Annotated in this window: 15 protein-coding genes; 2 read left to right on the top strand and 13 right to left on the bottom strand. The window is 59.6% G+C overall.

The window, feature by feature from the left end; all coding sequences use genetic code 11:
• Window positions 1-52: 52 nt before the first annotated feature.
• Window positions 53-4,237 carry a membrane-targeted effector domain-containing toxin gene (locus BM416_RS25980; RefSeq protein WP_175539100.1) on the top strand — a complete coding sequence of 1,395 codons (4,185 nt, stop codon included), beginning with the start codon at window positions 53-55 and terminating at the stop codon, window positions 4,235-4,237.
• A 370-nt stretch (window positions 4,238-4,607) separates the two neighbouring features.
• Complete coding sequence (gene leuA / locus BM416_RS25970; RefSeq protein ID WP_027605424.1) at window positions 4,608-6,287, top strand: 2-isopropylmalate synthase; 1,680 nt, start codon at window positions 4,608-4,610, stop codon at window positions 6,285-6,287.
• 90 nt (window positions 6,288-6,377) lie between these two features.
• On the opposite strand, the gene BM416_RS25965 is transcribed toward leuA, so the two are convergent.
• From BM416_RS25965 to fdx, 13 genes are all read right to left on the bottom strand, one after another.
• On the bottom strand, window positions 6,378-7,169 hold the full coding sequence (locus tag BM416_RS25965) for an amidohydrolase (protein ID WP_027605651.1): 792 nt from the start codon (window positions 7,167-7,169) through the stop codon (window positions 6,378-6,380).
• Window positions 7,157-8,305 (bottom strand): pyridoxal phosphate-dependent aminotransferase, encoded by a 1,149-nt coding sequence (locus tag BM416_RS25960; protein ID WP_092489910.1) that lies wholly within the window; start codon window positions 8,303-8,305, stop codon window positions 7,157-7,159. Before BM416_RS25960 ends, BM416_RS25965 begins: the two co-directional genes overlap by 13 nt.
• A 135-nt stretch (window positions 8,306-8,440) precedes the next feature.
• Complete coding sequence (gene der / locus BM416_RS25955) at window positions 8,441-9,910, bottom strand: ribosome biogenesis GTPase Der (RefSeq protein WP_092489909.1); 1,470 nt, start codon at window positions 9,908-9,910, stop codon at window positions 8,441-8,443.
• A 139-nt stretch (window positions 9,911-10,049) separates the two neighbouring features.
• Window positions 10,050-11,201 (bottom strand): outer membrane protein assembly factor BamB, encoded by a 1,152-nt coding sequence (gene bamB, locus BM416_RS25950; RefSeq protein ID WP_027605421.1) that lies wholly within the window; start codon window positions 11,199-11,201, stop codon window positions 10,050-10,052.
• Window positions 11,194-11,835: a YfgM family protein gene (locus tag BM416_RS25945; RefSeq protein ID WP_027605420.1), complete on the bottom strand. Its 642-nt coding sequence runs from the start codon at window positions 11,833-11,835 to the stop codon at window positions 11,194-11,196. The genes bamB and BM416_RS25945 overlap by 8 nt, the downstream gene beginning before the upstream one ends.
• 41 nt (window positions 11,836-11,876) lie before the next feature.
• The gene (gene hisS, locus BM416_RS25940) at window positions 11,877-13,166 is read right to left on the bottom strand and encodes a histidine--tRNA ligase (protein ID WP_092489908.1); all 1,290 of its coding nucleotides are present in this window, start codon (window positions 13,164-13,166) and stop codon (window positions 11,877-11,879) included.
• 23 nt (window positions 13,167-13,189) lie between these two features.
• Window positions 13,190-14,299, bottom strand: a complete 1,110-nt coding sequence (gene ispG / locus BM416_RS25935; protein WP_003175952.1) for a flavodoxin-dependent (E)-4-hydroxy-3-methylbut-2-enyl-diphosphate synthase — start codon at window positions 14,297-14,299, stop codon at window positions 13,190-13,192.
• 2 nt (window positions 14,300-14,301) lie between these two features.
• Entirely contained in the window at window positions 14,302-15,303 is a 1,002-nt protein-coding gene (locus BM416_RS25930; RefSeq protein WP_092489907.1) for a RodZ domain-containing protein, read from the bottom strand.
• The gene (gene pilW, locus BM416_RS25925; RefSeq protein ID WP_092489906.1) at window positions 15,303-16,061 is read right to left on the bottom strand and encodes a type IV pilus biogenesis/stability protein PilW; all 759 of its coding nucleotides are present in this window, start codon (window positions 16,059-16,061) and stop codon (window positions 15,303-15,305) included. The genes BM416_RS25930 and pilW overlap by 1 nt, the downstream gene beginning before the upstream one ends.
• Window positions 16,062-16,073: 12 nt before the next feature.
• Entirely contained in the window at window positions 16,074-17,222 is a 1,149-nt protein-coding gene (gene rlmN, locus BM416_RS25920) for a dual-specificity RNA methyltransferase RlmN (protein ID WP_027605416.1), read from the bottom strand.
• A 29-nt stretch (window positions 17,223-17,251) separates the two neighbouring features.
• On the bottom strand, window positions 17,252-17,677 hold the full coding sequence (ndk, locus tag BM416_RS25915; RefSeq protein ID WP_017846179.1) for a nucleoside-diphosphate kinase: 426 nt from the start codon (window positions 17,675-17,677) through the stop codon (window positions 17,252-17,254).
• Between the two features lie 91 nt (window positions 17,678-17,768).
• Complete coding sequence (gene iscX, locus BM416_RS25910) at window positions 17,769-17,969, bottom strand: Fe-S cluster assembly protein IscX (protein WP_017846180.1); 201 nt, start codon at window positions 17,967-17,969, stop codon at window positions 17,769-17,771.
• Window positions 17,970-17,983: 14 nt separating this feature from the next.
• Entirely contained in the window at window positions 17,984-18,325 is a 342-nt protein-coding gene (fdx, locus tag BM416_RS25905) for an ISC system 2Fe-2S type ferredoxin (RefSeq protein ID WP_092489905.1), read from the bottom strand.
• Window position 18,326 lies beyond the last annotated feature (1 nt).

The following is an 18,326-nucleotide window of genomic DNA, read 5'->3' as shown; positions in this document are numbered from 1 at the left end:
AGGACAATCCGCTCACAAGGACACATAAAGTAAGTCTTGTGGAGTTTCCTTAATGCATATCTCTGACTTCAGGCCCGCGCCCCCCCAAACCGGTGTTCCACCTGCTCGTCCCGCATCATCTACACCAGCAGCCCAGAACGACAGCCCAGGCCCACAACCCGCCCCCGCCAGGTCTCGTTCGTCCGTACGGGGACTCGCCAGCCTCTCCGCCCCTTACTCGTCGGGCATAAATCCCGCCACTGCCATCCGCAGCCCTCTCTCGAATCACTTCAAGATCGGCGATCTGCAGTTACTGAATGAACAGTACTCCAGCCTCATGGACGAGATGGCCTCACAGCAACGCCAGCGTCCTGATTTCAAAAGCTTTGTGCAGACACGGCTGGCACAGGCGTTTCCTCAACTGAATCCCCTCGACCCGGACAAGGTTTCGCTCAATAGCTATACGTCAAACAACGACGTAGAACAGTTGAAATCCTCCGAGCCGATAATGACTGCCTTGAGCCGCGCGATTCGGGAAATTTATGCCAACCCGAGCAAACAGCTATTCGAGACACCGGGGGTCAGGACCGAATTTGTGACCCGGCCAGCGCCCGATCAGGCAGCCAATGTCCTCCAGCCCACCGCCTCGCTGCACACCATCGCCAGGAGCATTGCCACCGAGTACGCTCAGACGCTTCGGGAATACTGGACTACGCCCCAGCCTTCAGCGAACTCACCCTCGCCACAGGACCAGCTGCTATGGGTCCACAAACATCAACTGTCGACCCTGGCAGCCATCCGCAAGATGGACGGCACGCTGAGCCCGGCCAGTAAAGAGTTGATCGACAACGCGCTGCGCTACCCGTCTCTAGAGGAACGGGAAAGTAAACTGCCTGACGGATCAAGACCCGGTGTGTACCCCATCACCATTGATGACGGCACAGTACAGGGTGCAACCTTCGCCGGTGCGTTCATGATCACCAGCAAGGATGGCTCTTCAGCTTCCCCCCCGACCTGGCCTGCCACCGGTCGGGAGATTAAGCTCAACGACCAGAATGGCCCCGTGGTGCTCTATACCCCCAGCGAAGGTTTCGAGGAGTTCGCAACCCCGGCACTGTTACGCGAAGCACTGGCGCAACGGCTCGACAGCGGCGGGCCGGCCGCTGAGCTGCTGAGGCAAAGCCTGCCGCTTTCGCTGCAAAACCGTGCGTCGCCGCCTACGGGGGATGACTTGATGCTAGGCGTGGCGCCCCTGGCCGGGGATGTGCAGGCAGAGGGGATACATTTGCTGCTCCAGCGCCAGGGTGCGGAAGTCGATGCGTTGATGGCCAGGACATTCACCCCGCAGAGGCCATCAAGCCCCGCACCAACGCTGGGGCCCACGCTCATGACGGCCCTGGATGATGCCGCTGACTGGTCGGCACAAGTCGACGGCAACAACGCCATGCTTGCGCGTAACGAGAAATTGGCCGAGAAAGGCCAGCCGGGCTGGTTGAAAAACCTCAGCCCCGCTCAAGAATTGCTCTACAGCCACTTGGAAGGGAAAGCGACAAAGAGCGCTGAACAACTCGCGCTCCTACTGGAAAACATTCCTTCCTTATCCAGCTTTGCCACGTCGCAAATGAATGAGGCGCTGAAAAAGGCTTACCCCCAGGCCAATGTGGACGCCGATCAACTGATGGTTAAAGTAGTCACCAAGACGCGTTTCCACCTCGGTCGCTCCGGCATTCCACACCCCCCCTCCACGACCACCACCTACCTGCCACTGTCCGACCTGGCCCTGAAAAACCCAAGCCACTGGGAAATGGGCGAAAGCCACAAGCACACCGAAACCACCATGACCCTGGCGCTGCAAGACACCAAGGGCTCACCGGTTCTAGATGATCAGAGGCGGCCGATCACCCTCGATACACAACAACTCAAGCGCCTGGTCAACACTGCGGATGTGGGTGGCGAATACACCAAGCTGCTGGAGACGCGCATGGCACCGGATGCCGAATCGGGGCCGGCGGCTGATTTACACAAGACGTGGAAGGCCAGCAATGCCGACTTGATGGAGAAAGAAGCGTTCCTGGCACAACTCAACCCCGGTGGGTTCCAAGCCGATGCCAGCACCGACAAGACCTTGAAGCGGGGCGTACAGTGGATCAACGCGGTCCTGGATCATCCGGATCCGGCCCAGCGTGCGGAGGTGGATGGACAACCGATTGTTGCCAACACCCTGCTCCAGTTGGGCCAACCGGTTCGCGGCGTGATGGTCATCGGCAATCAAACGGACGCTTCTGTAGTGCTCTATAGCCCCGGAGCCCCCGACGGGCTGGCGTTCAGGGAACTGCCCAACCTGGACGCATTGACGACGTTGTTGGAGAAGAAAGAATGGCAGGCCTATACCCAGAGCAGAAAATCGCCAACGGAAAAGAACGATTTTCAGCAATCCATGGACGCTGCGCGCCGAGTCGCCACCAGTGGAGGCACCGACCTTCTTGCAGCCGTCGAGCTTCTTGACAACGCAAGAAAACGCCTCGCCGGCTCCATAGCCCTAAAGCCGATAGAAACAGACATCCACGATGAATTGTTCACTCAACAGACGCGCCTGCTAATCGATAAAGCCGATTTCCAGTCAACCAGCAGCGCAGAAGTGAACACCGAATCGACGCGTAACAAGATCATGTTCGGCGTGGAGGTGGGCAGTCTGTTTCTGGACCTCATACCGGTCATCGGCCGGGGCATTTCTACCGGGGTGAAGGTGGGCAGCCGGCTCGGTCGAGCGGCACTGAAAGCCATCCAGAGCAATGCCCGGCACTTGCCCGGTGGGCTGCTCACACGCGGCGGCCGGGTCAACCTTTTCGCCGACTTCACCGCGCTTGCATCAGGCCTGCCCAATGTGCCAAGCACGCCTTTGCGTCCGGTATTTCGTGCAGCGGGAACGCCCGTCCCCGCCGCTCCCGTCGCAAGGTCGCTGCTCACCCAGGGAACGCCCCCGCCCGGTCCGACTGTCCCGCCTGCCGTCCCTTCCACCAGCGCGGGCATCAGGGCGTCCCAGGCGGTCCCCAGCCCCGTCGTACATTCCGTTACGCCACCGCGAGACCTGAGCGCCTATTCCGTCCCTGAAAACACACTGAGAGGCGTCAGACCAGACGCCAATGGCATTTATCAAGTGGGAGAAAACTGTTACATCCGCTATACCGACAGCACCGGAATCAACCGTCCCTACCAGATTTATTCTGTGTTCAACGCCAGGCATGGGCGGGTCAGTATTATCGACCCCAAAGTGCCGTCGGATGCCCCCAGCATCTACAAGAATGTGGCGTTCATGGGATCAACCGGGACAGGGGAATGGCGCCTGAGTGAGTTGCCCGGCGCCAAGAGGCACAGAGGACGAACTTCACCACCGGGCGACGAATATATGGATCGCGTGCTCAGTGGCCAAGCGGCCAGAGACTTCGACGGGAACGCGGCCACCACCGGGCAACTGAGGCGTTGGTTCAGGCGTGACGTGCAGGACTTCTTTGCCCGCATGAGTGCGGGTCAACTGCCGGCACGACCTGCCATTCCAGCCATCCCTGAGAATGCGACGTCGGCCCAGCTGATTAAATCGACCTTGGCACCCGCCGATGTCAATGGCCTGGTCATAGGCGAACTTCACCACGAGCCAGGGGGCTACAAGTTCATCATTGAAAACATGGCGAACTTAAAAGCAAACGGAGTCACAACGATCTATCTCGAAAATGCCCCGTACTTCGAGGGCTCTCCAGTGTTCGGCGCCGGCGCCTATCAGCCTCAGGATGCGGGATATGCCTATCCCCGCCCTTACGATTACTCAACCTATGCACCAAACAGTCCGACCCCGTATGACCTCATTCAGGAAGCCGACAAACACGGCATTAAGGTCATAGGGCTCGAACATCCTTACCTCACAGCCCATAGCGATAACTTCGCAGCCAGGGCTGGTAACCAAGGCTACGTCCAAGAGCGCTTGTCAGACTTCAACTACTACGCGACAAAAATCATTGGGAAGACACCACCGGGGGAGAAATGGGTGGCGTTGGTTGGCAACGTGCACATGAATACGGCCGCCGGTGTTCCAGGGGTTGCCGAGTTGAACAAAGGGGTCGGAATCTCGATTATCGAGGCTCCCCAGGGCGCAAAAAGCTTGGCGATCCCCCCAGGCGCGAAAGCCACTACCTCCCCAAGTTTCGCCGATTTACAACCGGATATTGAATTCAAGCAAAACGTTGATGATCTACGACTACCGTAGCAGGCAACCCAGGATGCCGTACCGGCGCTGACGTCGCCGTACGGCAACCACCCATTGCGCACCCACGAAGATGAGCAAAATAAAAACCACAAAAAACCAAAAAACAAACAATAAAAACCTACAAAAATGCAAAACCGTAGATTTTCTATCAATTTTTCTTGAGCGCTTGCCATCTCCTATCCCCCGCGGTTAGGGTTAAATCCATGAAAACCTCTCACACCCTCATCCAGCTTCGCCAGCACCGCAGCCTGTGCCTCGTCAGCGCACGACTGCCAGGCTGAATCGATCTGCCTCGTCTTTACGTTTTATCCCTAAAAACAGTTCTACGGCAGGCCGCCTTTTCTCGGCCCCTACAACAAAGGATTTCCCGATGAGCATGCTCAAAGACCCGTCTTCGAAGTACCGCGCGTTTCCGACCATCGATATTCCGGATCGCACCTGGCCTTCCAAAACCATCACCACCGCGCCGATCTGGTGCAGCTCTGACCTGCGTGATGGCAACCAGTCGCTGATCGAGCCGATGGACGCGGTGAAAAAACTGCGCTTCTGGAAAACCCTGGTTGCCGTCGGCGTGAAGGAAATCGAGGCTTCGTTCCCGGCCGCCTCGCAAACCGACTTCGACTTCGTGCGCACCCTGATCGAAGACAACCACATCCCCGAGGACACCACCATCCAGGTGCTGACCCAGGGCCGTGAAGACTTGATCGCACGCACCTTCGAATCCCTGCGCGGCGCCAAAAAGGCCATCGTGCACCTGTACAACGCCACGTCGCCGTCGTTCCGCCGCATCGTGTTCAACCAGGACAAGGACGGCATCAAGGCCATCGCGGTCAACGCGGCCAAGCTGTTCGTCAAGTACGCCGCCCAGCAGCCGGAAACCCAGTGGACCTTCGAGTACTCGCCGGAGACCTTCAGCGCTACCGAGCTGGAGTTTGCCAAGGAAGTCTGTGATGCGGTGATCGAGGTCTGGAACCCGACGCCTGAGCACAAGATGATCCTCAACCTGCCGGCCACCGTCGAGTGCGCCACGCCGAACATCTATGCCGACCAGATCGAGTGGTTCGGTCGCCATATCAACCGTCGCGACAGCGTGATCATCAGCCTGCACACCCACAACGACCGTGGCACCGGCGTAGCCGCCACCGAGCTGGGCCTGATGGCCGGCGCGGACCGTGTCGAGGGTTGCCTGTTCGGTAACGGCGAGCGTACCGGTAACGTCGACCTCGTCACCGTGGCGTTGAACATGTACACCCAGGGCCTCGACCCGCAGCTGGACTTCTCCGACATCGACGGCGTGCGTAAAGTCGTCGAGGAGTGCAACCAGATCCAGGTTCACCCCCGTCATCCGTACGTCGGCGATCTGGTGCATACCGCCTTCTCCGGCTCTCACCAGGATGCGATCCGCAAGGGCTTCTCCCAACAGAAAGAGGATGCCCTGTGGGAAGTGCCGTACTTGCCGATCGACCCAGCCGACATCGGTCGCAGCTACGAGGCGGTGATCCGCGTGAACAGCCAGTCGGGCAAGGGCGGTATCGCCTACCTGCTGGAGCAGGAATACGACATCAGCTTGCCACGCCGCATGCAGATCGAGTTCAGCCAGGTGGTCCAGGCCGAAACCGACCGTGTGGGCCTGGAGATGACCGCACCGCAGATCTACGCGTTGCTGCAGCGTGAATACCTGCAGGCCAACACCCCGTACGCGCTGGTCAGCCATCGCCTGCAGGAAGAGAACGGCAACAGCTTTGTCGAAGTGGAAGTCTCGGGCAAGGGCCAGGGCGAAACCAACCTGCACTGGAAAGGCAAAGGCAACGGCGCGCTGGAAGCCTTGGTGGCCGGCCTGCCGATTGGGGTGGAGATCATGGACTACAACGAACATGCCATCGGCGCAGGCACCAACGCCAAGGCCGCGGCCTATATCGAGCTGCGTGTGAACGGTGAACGCCCGGTGCATGGCGTGGGAATCGATGAAAACATCACCACGGCGAGCTTCAAGGCACTGTTCAGTGCGCTGAACCGCTCGTTGAGCCAGCAGGAAGCGAAAGCGGCGTAACCTTCGCCGTCATACAGAAGGCCCCTGGGTGAGAACCCTGGGGCCTTTTTTATTGAGTTTCAGATTTGGGTTGCCCCCGATAACGGTCTGTCAGACAAACTGAAAGCTATCGGCATCCAGGTTCGCCGGAAACCTGGTGCGGTACGCCGCCAGTTCAGCCGCGCCCAGGCACACCTGGAACACCCCGTCCGCCTCCCCCGCACTCAGCAGGCTCTCACCCTGGAAATCCAGCACCTGACTATCACCGGTGTAGGCAAAGCCCTTGCCGTCGGTGCCTACTCGATTCACCGCCGCTACGTAGCACAGGTTCTCGATAGCCCGCGCCGGCAACAAGCGGTTCCAATGCTGGCGCCGCGCCCCCGGCCAATTGGCGGTGTACAGCAGCAAGTCAGTGTCCTGGGCATCCCGACTCCACACCGGAAAGCGCAGGTCGTAGCAAATCAGCGGCCGAACACGCCAGCCTTTCAATTCGAACTGCACCTGGCGCTCGCCGGGGGTGTAGTGATTGTGTTCACCGGCCATACGAAACAGATGACGCTTGTCGTAGTGCAACACCTCGCCATCCGGCCGCGCCCACAACAGGCGGTTGCGGTGGCTGCCATCAGCGGCCTGGATGATCACGCTGCCGGTGATCACGGCGTTGTACTTCGCAGCCTGGGCCTGGAGCCACTGATGGGTCGGGCCGTTTTCCGGCTCGGCGAGGGTTTGCGACGCCATGGAGAAACCGGTGGTGAACATTTCCGGCAGCACGATCAGGTCGGCGCCGCGGGCCTGCTCCAGCAGCCCCTCGAAATGCTCGAGGTTGGCCTGGCGGTCGTGCCAGGCCAGGGTGGTCTGGACCAGGGCGATATTCAAGTCAGGCAATGCCGTCAGATCACGCATAGTTTTTCAGCCGCTTGTCGCAGCGTCTCCTCGCGTTTGGCAAAACACAGGCGCACCAGGCGCAGGTCTTGCGGTGGGCTCTGGTAGAACACCGAGACCGGGATGGTCGCCACGCCATGCTCGCGGGTCATCCACAGGGACATGGCGACGTCATCCAGGTCCGGGCGTATTTGTGAGTAATCGACCAACTGGAAGTAGGTGCCGGCCACCCGGGTAAAGCTGAAACGCGACGGTGCCAGCAGGTCGCAGAACAGGTCGCGCTTGGCCTGGTAGAACCCCGGCAGTTCATCGACGTGCTCCGGGTGTTCGGCCATGAAATCGGCCAACGCGAACTGCAACGGGGTCACGCCACAGAAATTGACGTATTGATGCACCTTGCGCAGTTCGGCCGTCAGGGCCGGTGGCGCGACCACGTAGCCGGTTTTCCAGCCGGTGACGTGGTAGGTCTTGCCGAAGGAGCTGACCACGAACGCCCGCGGGTACAGCTCTTCATGGGCCAGCACGCTGACGTGGGGCACGCCGTCGAACACCAGGTGTTCGTAGACCTCGTCGCTGACCAGGTAGATATCGCGGTCGCGGATCAGTTCAGCCAACTGGTCCAGCTCGGCGCGGCTGATCAGCGCGCCGGTTGGGTTGTGCGGGGTATTGAGGATGATCATGCGCGTGCGGGGCGACAGCGCGGCCTTGATCTTCTCGAAGTCCAATGCAAAGCCTTGCAGGCTCAGTTGCACATGCACGCAGCGGCCACCGGCCAGTTCGACCGAGGGCTCATAGCTGTCGTAGCAGGGGTCGAACACAATGACCTCATCGCCAGTGCGAATCACCGCCTGGATCGCGCAGAAGATCGCGGCAGTGGCGCCGGGGGTGATGGTCACTTCACTGTCGGCATTCACCGTGGCGCAATAGCTGCGGGCGATCTTGGTCGCCACTTGCTGGCGCAAGGCCGGCAGGCCGGTCATCGGTGAATATTGGTTGTGCCCGCTGGCAACATGTTTGCCCACGGCATCGAGCAAAGCCTGAGGCCCATTGAAGTCGGGAAACCCCTGGGACAGGTTGAGCGCGCCGGTTTCGGCAGCGAGTTGCGACATGGTGGTGAAAATGGTCGTGCCGACATTTGGCAGCTTGCTGGTGATCATGGGAGCCCCCTTCGGGTGAGCTGCAAGTTTTAAGCTGCAAGCTGCAAGCAGGTCAAGCGACAAACCGCCAGGCACAAAAAAGGGCTCCAACGGAGCCCTCTCTTGCAGCCTGTAACTTACAACGTGAAGCGGCTGCTATTTCTTGTCGCGACGCTTCTTGTCAGCCTTCTTGTGGTGAGTCATCAAACGACGCTTCTTATTCACCTGACGGTCAGTCAATGTGTTCTTGTTGCCTTCGTACGGGTTCTCGCCACCCTTGAACTCGATACGGATCGGCGTACCGACCAGTTTCAAGACACGGCGGTAGGTGTTTTCCAGGTAACGCACGTAGGACTTGGGCACCTTCTCGATCTGGTTACCGTGGATCACGATAATCGGCGGGTTGGCACCACCCAAGTGGGCGTAACGCAGTTTGATCCGGCGGTTGTTGACCATCGGCGGTGCGTGCTCGCCGACGGCGTCTTCGAGGATCTGGGTCAGACGGTTGGTCGGCCAACGGGTCACGGCGGACTTGAACGAGTTCTGTACGGAAGCGTAGAGATTACCCACACCCGTGCCGTGCAGGGCCGAGATAAAGTGGATATCGGCGAACTCGACGAAGAACAGGCGGCGCTGCAGCTCGACCTTGACGAAATCGCGCTCGCTCGGCGTCATGCCGTCCCACTTGTTGATCGCGATAACCAGGGCACGACCGGCTTCGAGGGCAAAACCCAGCAGGTTGAGGTCGTGGTCCACCACGCCTTCGCGGGCGTCCATCACGAAGATCACCACGTTGGCGTCTTTGATCGCCTGCAGGGTTTTCACCACGGAGAACTTTTCAACTTCCTCGTGGATCTTGCCGCGCTTGCGCACACCGGCGGTGTCGATCAGCGTGTACTTCTCGTCGTTACGCTCGAACGGGATGTAGATGCTGTCGCGGGTGGTGCCGGGCTGGTCGTAGACGATTACCCGGTCTTCACCGAGCATGCGGTTGACCAGGGTCGACTTGCCCACGTTCGGGCGGCCGATGATCGCAATCTTGATACCGTCTTTTTCGCTTGGGCCGGGAATGCGCTTGGCTTCCTCGCCTTCGGCAACGATCTCTTCTTCGCCTTCTTCTTCCTCGGCGTCATCCTTCGGGAAGTCGCGCAGGGCGATTTCCAGCATCTGGGTGATGCCGCGACCGTGGGCACCGGCGACCGGGATCGCGTCGCCAAGACCCATCGGGCTGAATTCGGCACGGGCCGCCTCGGGATCGATGTTGTCGATCTTGTTGGCAACCAGATAGGAACGCTTGTTGCGCTTGCGCAGGTGCTCGCCAATCATCTGGTCGGCAGCGGTGTAGCCCGCGCGGGCGTCCACCAGGAACAACACGACATCGGCTTCTTCAATGGCCAGCAGGGACTGCTCGGCCATCTTTTCGTCCATGCCATGCTCATCACCGGAGATACCACCGGTGTCGACAATAATGTAGGAGCGCCCTTGCCACTTTGCCTCACCGTATTGGCGATCACGGGTCAGACCGGACAAGTCGCCGACGATGGCGTCACGAGTCCTGGTCAGGCGGTTGAACAAGGTGGACTTGCCGACGTTAGGTCGGCCCACCAGGGCGATTACGGGAACCATGCGGCTCTCCACTTCGTTATTTCAGAAAATACAAAAGCCGCTGCAAGGCAGCGGCTGGTGCTCGGGGCAGCATATTCAAATGCCGCATGCCCCGCCGAAGCGGGGCCGCCTGGGTTTTACCCCAAGCATAGTCAAACCTTTACTTGATGGTCAGGGCTTCCAGCTTGCCGCTGTTGCCGTAAACATAAAGCATGTTGCCCACCACCAGCGGACGGGCACGCAGGCCGTCGCTGTCGATACGCTCACGACCTACAAAACGACCATCCACCTGGCTCAGCAGGTGCAGGTAGCCTTCGAAGTCGCCGACCGCTACATAGCTGGAGAACACTTCCGGGGCCGACAGTTGACGACGGGCCAGGGAGTCATTGCTCCACAGCGCAGTGGTGGAACGCTCGTCGACACTTTCAACGGTGCCGGACGCCAGGCTTACGTAGACGCTGCCAAACCCTTGGGCGACACCCGCATAACTGGAAGCATCACGCTGCCAGTTCACACGGCCGCTCTGCAGGTCTAGCGCGGCAACGCGGCCCTGGTAAGTGGCGACGTAAAGGGTTTCACCCGACAGCAGCAGGCCACCGTCGATGTCCACTACGCGATCCAGCTCGGAACGACCTTGGGGGATGGCCACACGGGTTTCCCAGGCCGGCACGCCGTTCCTGGTGTCCAGGGCGACTACTTTACCGGTCGACAGACCTGCAACGGCCAGATTGTTGGTCACAACCGGACCACTGGTACCGCGCAAGGTCAGCACCGCCGGGGTGCTGTCGTACAACCAACGCTGTTCGCCGGTGCTGGCGTCCAGGCCGATCACACGGTCATCCTGGGTTTGCACCACGACGATATCGCCGTTGGTGGCAGGCGGTGCGAGGACTTCACTGGTCACGCGAGCGCGCCATTTCTCTTCACCGGTGCTGGAGTCCAGCGCCACGACTTCGCCCTTGAGCGTGCCGAGCATGACCATGCCGTAACCCACGCCTACGGCGCCGGATACAGGCAATTCGAGGTCTTTCTTCCACTTCACGTCGCCGTTCATGCGATCCATGGAGATCACCACGCCGGTTACGTCAGCGGCCACAATGTTGTCACCGTCGATTGCCGGCACCAGCATATTGTAGGTCTCGCCCTGGCCGTCACCGATGGAGCGGCTCCATTGCTTTTGCAGGACGACTTCTTCCTTGAAGCTGGTCAGCTCGGCCGGAGGCAGTTCTTTTTTACTGTTGCTGCTGCAACCCGCGGCCAGAACGGCCAGAGCCAGCAATGCTGCATGTTTCCAACGGATCACGTCATGCATCCCCTTTGGCCAAGTCGTCCAGCTTGATTTGTAAGCCACCGACCGCCGCTTCATCAGACAGCGCCGCCTTGGCTTTCTTGTACGCAGCATTGGCTTCGTCGGTACGACCCAATTGGACCAACAGGTCGCCCTTGAGCTCTTCGCGAGTGGCTACAAATGCCTTGTCCGCATCGCCGTCGAGCAGTTTGAGTGCTTCGTCAGCCTTGTTCTGTGCCGCCAATACCTGGGCCAGGCGCTGACGCGCGATTTCACCCAGGGTCGGGTTGGTCGGCTTGTCGGCGATGGCCTTGAGTTCTGCGGCGGCGTCATCCAGCTTGCCGGTATCGACCGCGACTTTCGCGACGAACAGGCTGCCGTATTGGGCGTAGGTGCTGCCGCCGAATTCGTTCTTCAGCTTGCCGGCCAGGTCTGCAACCTGCGCGGGGTCGGGCTTGCCGTCCGGCGTCAGGGTGGTTTCCAGCAATTGCTGATAAACGATCGAGGCGCCCTGGGACTGGTTGGCCTGATACTTTGTCCAGGCTTGCCAGCCGAACACCACCACTAAAGCCAGCAGACCGCCAGTAACCAGTGGCTTGCCGTTACGCTGCCACCAGTCCTTGAACTCGGCCAACTGCTCATCATCAGTACTCGACACCCCAATACTCCTTAATCGCTAAATTCGGCTGTTCGACAGCTTCAACCCTGCACGACGCAGGTGGCCAAGTGCGCAGCGAGCGCATCAAAGGCAATGTTCTGTTGCTCGCCCTGGCCACGCAGGGGTTTGAAACCTATCACTTGCTGGGCCAACTCGTCATCGCCAAGGATCAGTGCGTACAGGGCACCGCTCTTGTCGGCCTTCTTGAACTGGCTCTTGAAACTGCCTGCGCCGGCATTGACCTGAAGGCGCAGGTTTGGCAACTGGTCACGTACTTTTTCGCTCAGGGCCAGGGCGGCCAGTTCGGCGGCCTCGCCAAAGGCGCACAGGTACACGTCCACCTGACGGGAGATTTCTTCCGGAACCTTCTCCAGGGTTTCCAGCAGCAGGATCAGCCGCTCGATCCCCATGGCGAAGCCCACGCCGGTGGTCGGCTTGCCGCCCATCTGCTCGACCAGGCCGTCGTAACGGCCGCCCGCACACACGGTGCCCTGGGCGCCGAGCTTGTCGGTGACCCACTCGAACACGGTCTTGCTGTAGTAATCGAGGCCACGCACCAGCTTGGTGTTGATCACGAACGGAATGCCGGCCGCGTCCAGACGAGCCTTGAGGCCTTCGAAGTGAATGCGGGATTCGTCGTCCAGGTAATCGGCCATTTTCGGCGCATTGACCAGCACGGCCTGGGTGTCGGCGTTCTTGGTATCGAGGACGCGCAACGGGTTGGTCTTCAGACGACGCTGGCTGTCTTCATCCAACTTGTCCAGATGGGCGGATAGGTACTCGACCAGGGCCACTTTATAGCGGCCGCGGGATTCACTGGTGCCCAGGCTGTTGAGCTCAAGCTTGACCGCGTCGCGGATGCCCAGCAGGCCCCATAGGCGCCACGTCAGCACGATCAGCTCCGCGTCGATGTCCGGGCCGTCGATGTTGAACACTTCCAGGCCGATCTGATGAAACTGGCGATAACGGCCTTTCTGTGGACGTTCGTGACGGAACATCGGGCCGATGTACCACAGTTTCTGCGGCTGGCCAGCACCGGTGAGGCCATGCTCAAGCACGGCGCGCACGCACGCGGCGGTACCTTCCGGACGCAAGGTCAGGGAGTCGCCGTTACGGTCTTCAAAGGTGTACATCTCTTTTTCGACGATGTCGGTCACTTCACCGATGGAGCGCTTGAACAGCTCGGTGAACTCGACGATCGGCATGCGGATCTGCTTGTAACCGTAGTTATCCAGCAGGCGCGCGACAGTACCTTCGAAGTAGCGCCACAACGGCGTTTGCTCCGGCAGGATGTCGTTCATGCCACGAATGGCTTGCAGAGACTTGCTCACATCAAATCCTTAAATTCGTTCAATCAGCCGCGAGCGATCAGCGCTGCGTCAGCCGCGACCTTTTCGGCCGCTTTCTCGCGGATCAGCTTTTCCAGCTCATCCACCAGATTGTCATTCGTTAACTTCTGCGACGGCTTACCGTCGATGTAAATCAGGTTCGGTGTACCGCCGGTCAAGCCCACATGGGCTTCCTTGGCTTCACCCGGGCCGTTGACCACACAACCGATCACTGCAACATCCAAAGGCACCAGCAGGTCTTCGAGGCGCAACTCCAGGTCGTTCATGGTTTTTACCACGTCGAAGTTCTGCCGCGAGCAACTCGGGCAGGCAATGAAGTTGATACCGCGGGAACGCAAACGCAGGGATTTGAGAATGTCGTAGCCGACTTTCACTTCCTCTACCGGGTCTGCCGCCAACGAGATGCGGATAGTATCGCCAATCCCTTCGGCGAGCAGCATACCGAGACCCACCGCAGATTTCACTGTGCCTGAGCGCAAACCGCCGGCTTCGGTGATGCCCAAGTGCAGCGGCTGCACGATTTCCTTGGCCAGCAGGCGGTAGGCTTCCACCGCCATGAACACGTCGGAGGCCTTTACGCTGACCTTGAAGTCCTGGAAGTTCAGGCGTTCGAGGTGTTCAACATGACGCAGTGCAGACTCGACCAGCGCTGCCGGGGTCGGCTCGCCGTACTTCTTTTGCAGGTCTTTTTCCAGGGAACCGGCGTTGACGCCGATGCGGATCGGGATCCCGCGATCACGGGCAGCGTCCACCACGGCACGCACACGGTCTTCACGACCGATGTTGCCCGGGTTGATGCGCAGGCAATCGACACCCAGCTCGGCCACGCGCAGGGCGATCTTGTAGTCGAAGTGAATGTCGGCAACCAACGGCACCTTGACCAGCTGCTTGATGCGACCGAAAGCCTCGGCAGCGTCCATGTCCGGGACGGATACCCGAACGATGTCTACCCCGGCCGCTTCCAGGCGATTGATCTGGGCAACGGTAGCGGCAACGTCATTGGTGTCGCTGTTGGTCATGCTTTGTACCGCGATGGGGGCGTCGCCACCCACCGGCACCGAGCCGACCCAGATCTTGCGCGATACGCGACGTTTGATTGGAGATTCGCCGTGCATGACTATTGTCCCAACTTCAGGCGAGCGGTCTCGCCAGTGGTGAACGGCGCTACGTCTACAGGCTGGCCGTTGTAGGCCACTTGCGCGCCACGGGCGAAGCCCAGACGCAGCGTCAAAGGAGGCTTGCCGCCCAGGTCAAGCGTATCGCCCTTACGCTTGAGACCACTGGCCAGCACTTTGCCGTTGCCATCGGTGACTTGCGTCCAGCAGTCAGCGACGAAGGTAATTTGTACACGCCCGTCACCGGCGATCAACGCAGGGGTGGTGGGTGGTGAAATCGCCGGGGCTGCCGGAGCGGTTGGCGCCGTAGTCGCTGGCGCCGGGGCCGGAGCAGCCGGTGTATGAGCCTGGGCAACCGGAGCCGCGGGCGTATGGGCTGGCGCGGCCGGTGTCACTGGGGCCGGTACGGCGGCGGTCGAGGTGCTTTCCGGCTCGGACGGTTCAGCGGCAGCCGGGGTTTCGGGGGCCGCCTGGCCTTGGGCTACGGCCTGGTCTTCCGGCTCATCCAGCGGATGAATCTGGGTGGTGCCGTCGGCGCTTTCGACTTCGACGTGCTCCATGGCGTTGCTGGTCAGGTCCTTACTGCGCTGGGACGTCTGGTCTTGCCACCAGACGAAACCGCCGCCGATCACGGCGATCAGCAACAACAGGCTGACAATACGCAGGATTGTGTGGGAAACCCGCACCGGCTCTTCGATGCGACCCAGGCCATGCACATTGCTGCCCTGGGAGTCGGTGCCGGTGAACTGGTCGAATTCCTGGACCAACACGGCCTGGTCGATGCCCAGCAACTTGGCGTAGGCGCGGATATAACCACGGGCGAAGGTATGCCCAGGCAGCTTGTCGAATGCGCCGGCCTCAAGGTTGCCCAGGGAGGTGGTGGTCAAATTGAGCTTGAGGGCCACTTCCGCCAGCGACCAACCATTGCTTTCGCGGGCCTGACGCAAGGTGTCGCCTGGGTTTACGCGATTAGCTGCTACAACTTCCGGGTGCGCCGCTTTCATCATTGCTCCGACAGGTATTGCTGATATTCCGGCGTACCGGGATAGAGTCGTTCGAGTTGCTGGCCAAAACGTGCGGCCGTGTCGTGTTCTTCATGAACCGTCGCCAGGCGCACGCCGAGCAATAGACTACGTGCATTTTGCCCGCTGAGCAGGCTAAAACGCTCGTAATAGTCACGTGCCGGCACATAATGCCTGTCTTCGTAGGACAACTCAGCCATTTCGAGCAGCGCTCGTGGCTGATGGCCATTCAAGTGCAGGGCTTTTTCCAGCTGCTGGCGTGCGCTGTCGCGCTGGCCGAGGCGCATCGAGGTCACCCCAAGGTTCTCAAACACCCGCGCGCGCTCAGGATAGAGGGTATCGGTACTGGCTTGCTGGAAATAAAGGGCGGCCTGGTCATAACGCTTTTGCTTGAACAGGAAACTGCCGTAATTGTTCAGCAGTTTCGGATCGGCAGGCCCTGCGGCCAGGGCTTTGTTGAAGTACCGGTCAGCCAGTTCAGGCTCGGCCTGGGCCTGGAACACCAGGGCCAGCGCAGCGTTGGCGTCGGCATCGTCGCTGTCCAGTTCAAGGGCTTTTTTCAACGGCACCTTGGCCTGCTCGCTCATGCCTTGGCGCAGGTAACCCAACCCCAGTTGCACATAGGCAACCCGCGCCTCGTCACGGCCCTTGCCGGTTTGCAAAGGGCTGTCATGGCCCGATGAAACACAACCGGCGGCGAGGCCGGTAACCAGCAAAAGCAGCGCAAGGCGCAAGGGCATAGAGATCCTCTCTCAGATTCGATTCACAGCAATTTGCGGCAGATCGTCGGCGGCGTTCAATTCACGCACGGCGATATAGCGCTCGCTGCGGCGGGTGCGGTCCATCACCTGCCCGACCAACTGACCACAGGCGGCGTCGATGTCTTCACCACGGGTGGTGCGCACGGTGACGTTGTAGCCGGCCTGGTGCAGTTGATCCTGGAAACGGCGAATGGCGTTGTTGCTTGGCCGCTCGTAACCAGAATGTGGGAACGGGTTAAACGGAATCAGGTTGATCTTGCACGGGGTGTTCTTGAGCAGTTCAATCATCTCGACCGCGTGTTCGACCTTGTCGTTAACATCCTTGAGCATGGTGTACTCAATGGTCAGCACACGTTTCTCGCCCAAGGTCGCCATATAACGCTGGCAGGATTCGAGCAGCATCTTAAGCGGATACTTCTTGTTGATCGGCACCAATTGGTTACGCAATGCGTCATTGGGTGCGTGCAGCGACAACGCCAGGGAGACGTCGATGTGCTTGGCCAGCTCATCGATCATCGGGACCACGCCGGAGGTCGACAGGGTCACACGGCGCTTGGAGATGCCGTAGCCCAGGTCGTCCATCATCAGGTGCATGGCTGCGATGACGTTGTCGAAGTTCAGCAGCGGCTCACCCATGCCCATCATCACCACGTTGGTGATGGCACGGTCGACGGTCGCCGGGACGCTGCCAAAGGATTTGTTGGCAATCCACACCTGGCCGATCACTTCGGCGGCAGTAAGGTTGCTATTGAAGCCTTGCTTGCCGGTGGAGCAGAAACTGCAGTCCAGGGCACAGCCTGCCTGGGACGAAACGCACAAGGTGCCGCGCTTGCCCTGGGGAATGTACACGGTCTCGACGCAGCTGCCGGACGCCACGCGCACCACCCACTTACGGGTGCCGTCGCTGGAGATGTCCTCGCTGACCACTTCGGGGCCACGTACTTCAGCAATAGCCTTGAGCTTGTCGCGCAGGGCCTTGCTGACGTTCGTCATGGCGTCGAAATCGTCGACGCCAAAGTGGTGAATCCATTTCATTACCTGACCGGCACGGAAACGCTTCTCCCCGATTGAGTCGAAGAATTTTTCCATTTCCTGTTGAGTCAGACCCAGCAGGTTGGTTTTTACAGTCGATGTCGTCATGGATTCACCCTCACTCTTTAAGCCGATGCTTAGCGAGTGGTTACTTCGGTAGCTGCGAAGAAGTACGAGATTTCGCGAGCAGCAGCGGCTTCGGAGTCCGAACCGTGAACAGCGTTGGCGTCGATGGAGTCAGCGAAGTCAGCACGAATGGTGCCGGCAGCGGCTTCTTTAGGGTTGGTAGCGCCCATCAGCTCACGGTTCAGAGCGATGGCGTTTTCGCCTTCCAGAACCTGAACAACAACAGGACCGGAGATCATGAAGGCAACCAGGTCGCCGAAGAAGCCACGAGCGCTGTGCTCAGCGTAGAAGCCTTCAGCTTCAGCCTTGGACAGTTGCTTGAGTTTCGAAGCTACAACCTTCAGGCCGGCTTTTTCGAAACGAGTGGTGATCTCGCCGATGACGTTTTTTGCAACTGCGTCAGGCTTGATGATGGAGAAAGTACGTTGAACAGCCATGGTGTAACTCCAGAAACGGTAATTTACGAAAAATTAAACCCGCGAATTATACGCGGGTTCTTGGGTATTGCCTAACTGCGTAAGGGAGGCGTCAGTCCTGTTCTTCTTTCCAGGCCGTCTGGATAGCTTCCAGGACCTTTTCGCCACCGCGATCGCGCTCATCATCAAAGCCTGGCAAGGCCATGACCATGTCACGCAAAGCAACAAAATTCAGGGAATAGGGATCCATATCCGGGTTGCCGTCGGCCAACAGGATAGCGATCTCTTGCACATCAACCCATTTAAGACTCATGACACTTCCTTGAATCAGTGCGGCGCTTCGGCCGCATGGTTGAGCGAATATTTCGGAATTTCGACGGTGATGTCTTCAGTCCCGACCCTGGCCTGACAGCTTAGGCGAGAAGTGGCTTCCAGGCCCCAGGCGCGGTCAAGAAAATCCTCTTCCAACTCATCGGCCTCTTCCAGGGTATTGAAGCCTTCGCGAATGATGCAGTGGCAAGTGGTGCAGGCACACACACCACCACAGGCACTTTCGATCTCGATGTGGTTGTCATGGGCAACTTCGAGGATGGACTTGCCGGTCTCAGCCTCAACAACCATACCGTCCGGGCAATGCTCGGCGTGTGGCAGAAAAATGACCTGCGGCATT

The organism is Pseudomonas sp. NFACC42-2 (genome assembly GCF_900116055.1).
GTDB lineage: Bacteria > Pseudomonadota > Gammaproteobacteria > Pseudomonadales > Pseudomonadaceae > Aquipseudomonas > Aquipseudomonas marginalis.
The sequence above is the reverse complement of the archived record's forward strand: the minus strand, read 5'-3'. Positions and strand labels throughout refer to the sequence as shown.

Coding starts and splice junctions, on each gene's coding strand:
- BM416_RS25980 (WP_175539100.1), top strand. CDS start 53: ATGCATATCTCTGACTTCAGGCCCGCGCCCCCCCAAACCGGTGTTCCA.
- leuA (WP_027605424.1), top strand. CDS start 4,608: ATGAGCATGCTCAAAGACCCGTCTTCGAAGTACCGCGCGTTTCCGACC.
- BM416_RS25965 (WP_027605651.1), bottom strand. CDS start 7,169: ATGCGTGATCTGACGGCATTGCCTGACTTGAATATCGCCCTGGTCCAG.
- BM416_RS25960 (WP_092489910.1), bottom strand. CDS start 8,305: ATGATCACCAGCAAGCTGCCAAATGTCGGCACGACCATTTTCACCACC.
- der (WP_092489909.1), bottom strand. CDS start 9,910: ATGGTTCCCGTAATCGCCCTGGTGGGCCGACCTAACGTCGGCAAGTCC.
- bamB (WP_027605421.1), bottom strand. CDS start 11,201: ATGCATGACGTGATCCGTTGGAAACATGCAGCATTGCTGGCTCTGGCC.
- ispG (WP_003175952.1), bottom strand. CDS start 14,299: ATGCACGGCGAATCTCCAATCAAACGTCGCGTATCGCGCAAGATCTGG.
- BM416_RS25930 (WP_092489907.1), bottom strand. CDS start 15,303: ATGAAAGCGGCGCACCCGGAAGTTGTAGCAGCTAATCGCGTAAACCCA.
- pilW (WP_092489906.1), bottom strand. CDS start 16,061: ATGCCCTTGCGCCTTGCGCTGCTTTTGCTGGTTACCGGCCTCGCCGCC.
- rlmN (WP_027605416.1), bottom strand. CDS start 17,222: ATGACGACATCGACTGTAAAAACCAACCTGCTGGGTCTGACTCAACAG.
- ndk (WP_017846179.1), bottom strand. CDS start 17,677: ATGGCTGTTCAACGTACTTTCTCCATCATCAAGCCTGACGCAGTTGCA.
- iscX (WP_017846180.1), bottom strand. CDS start 17,969: ATGAGTCTTAAATGGGTTGATGTGCAAGAGATCGCTATCCTGTTGGCC.
- fdx (WP_092489905.1), bottom strand. CDS start 18,325: ATGCCGCAGGTCATTTTTCTGCCACACGCCGAGCATTGCCCGGACGGT.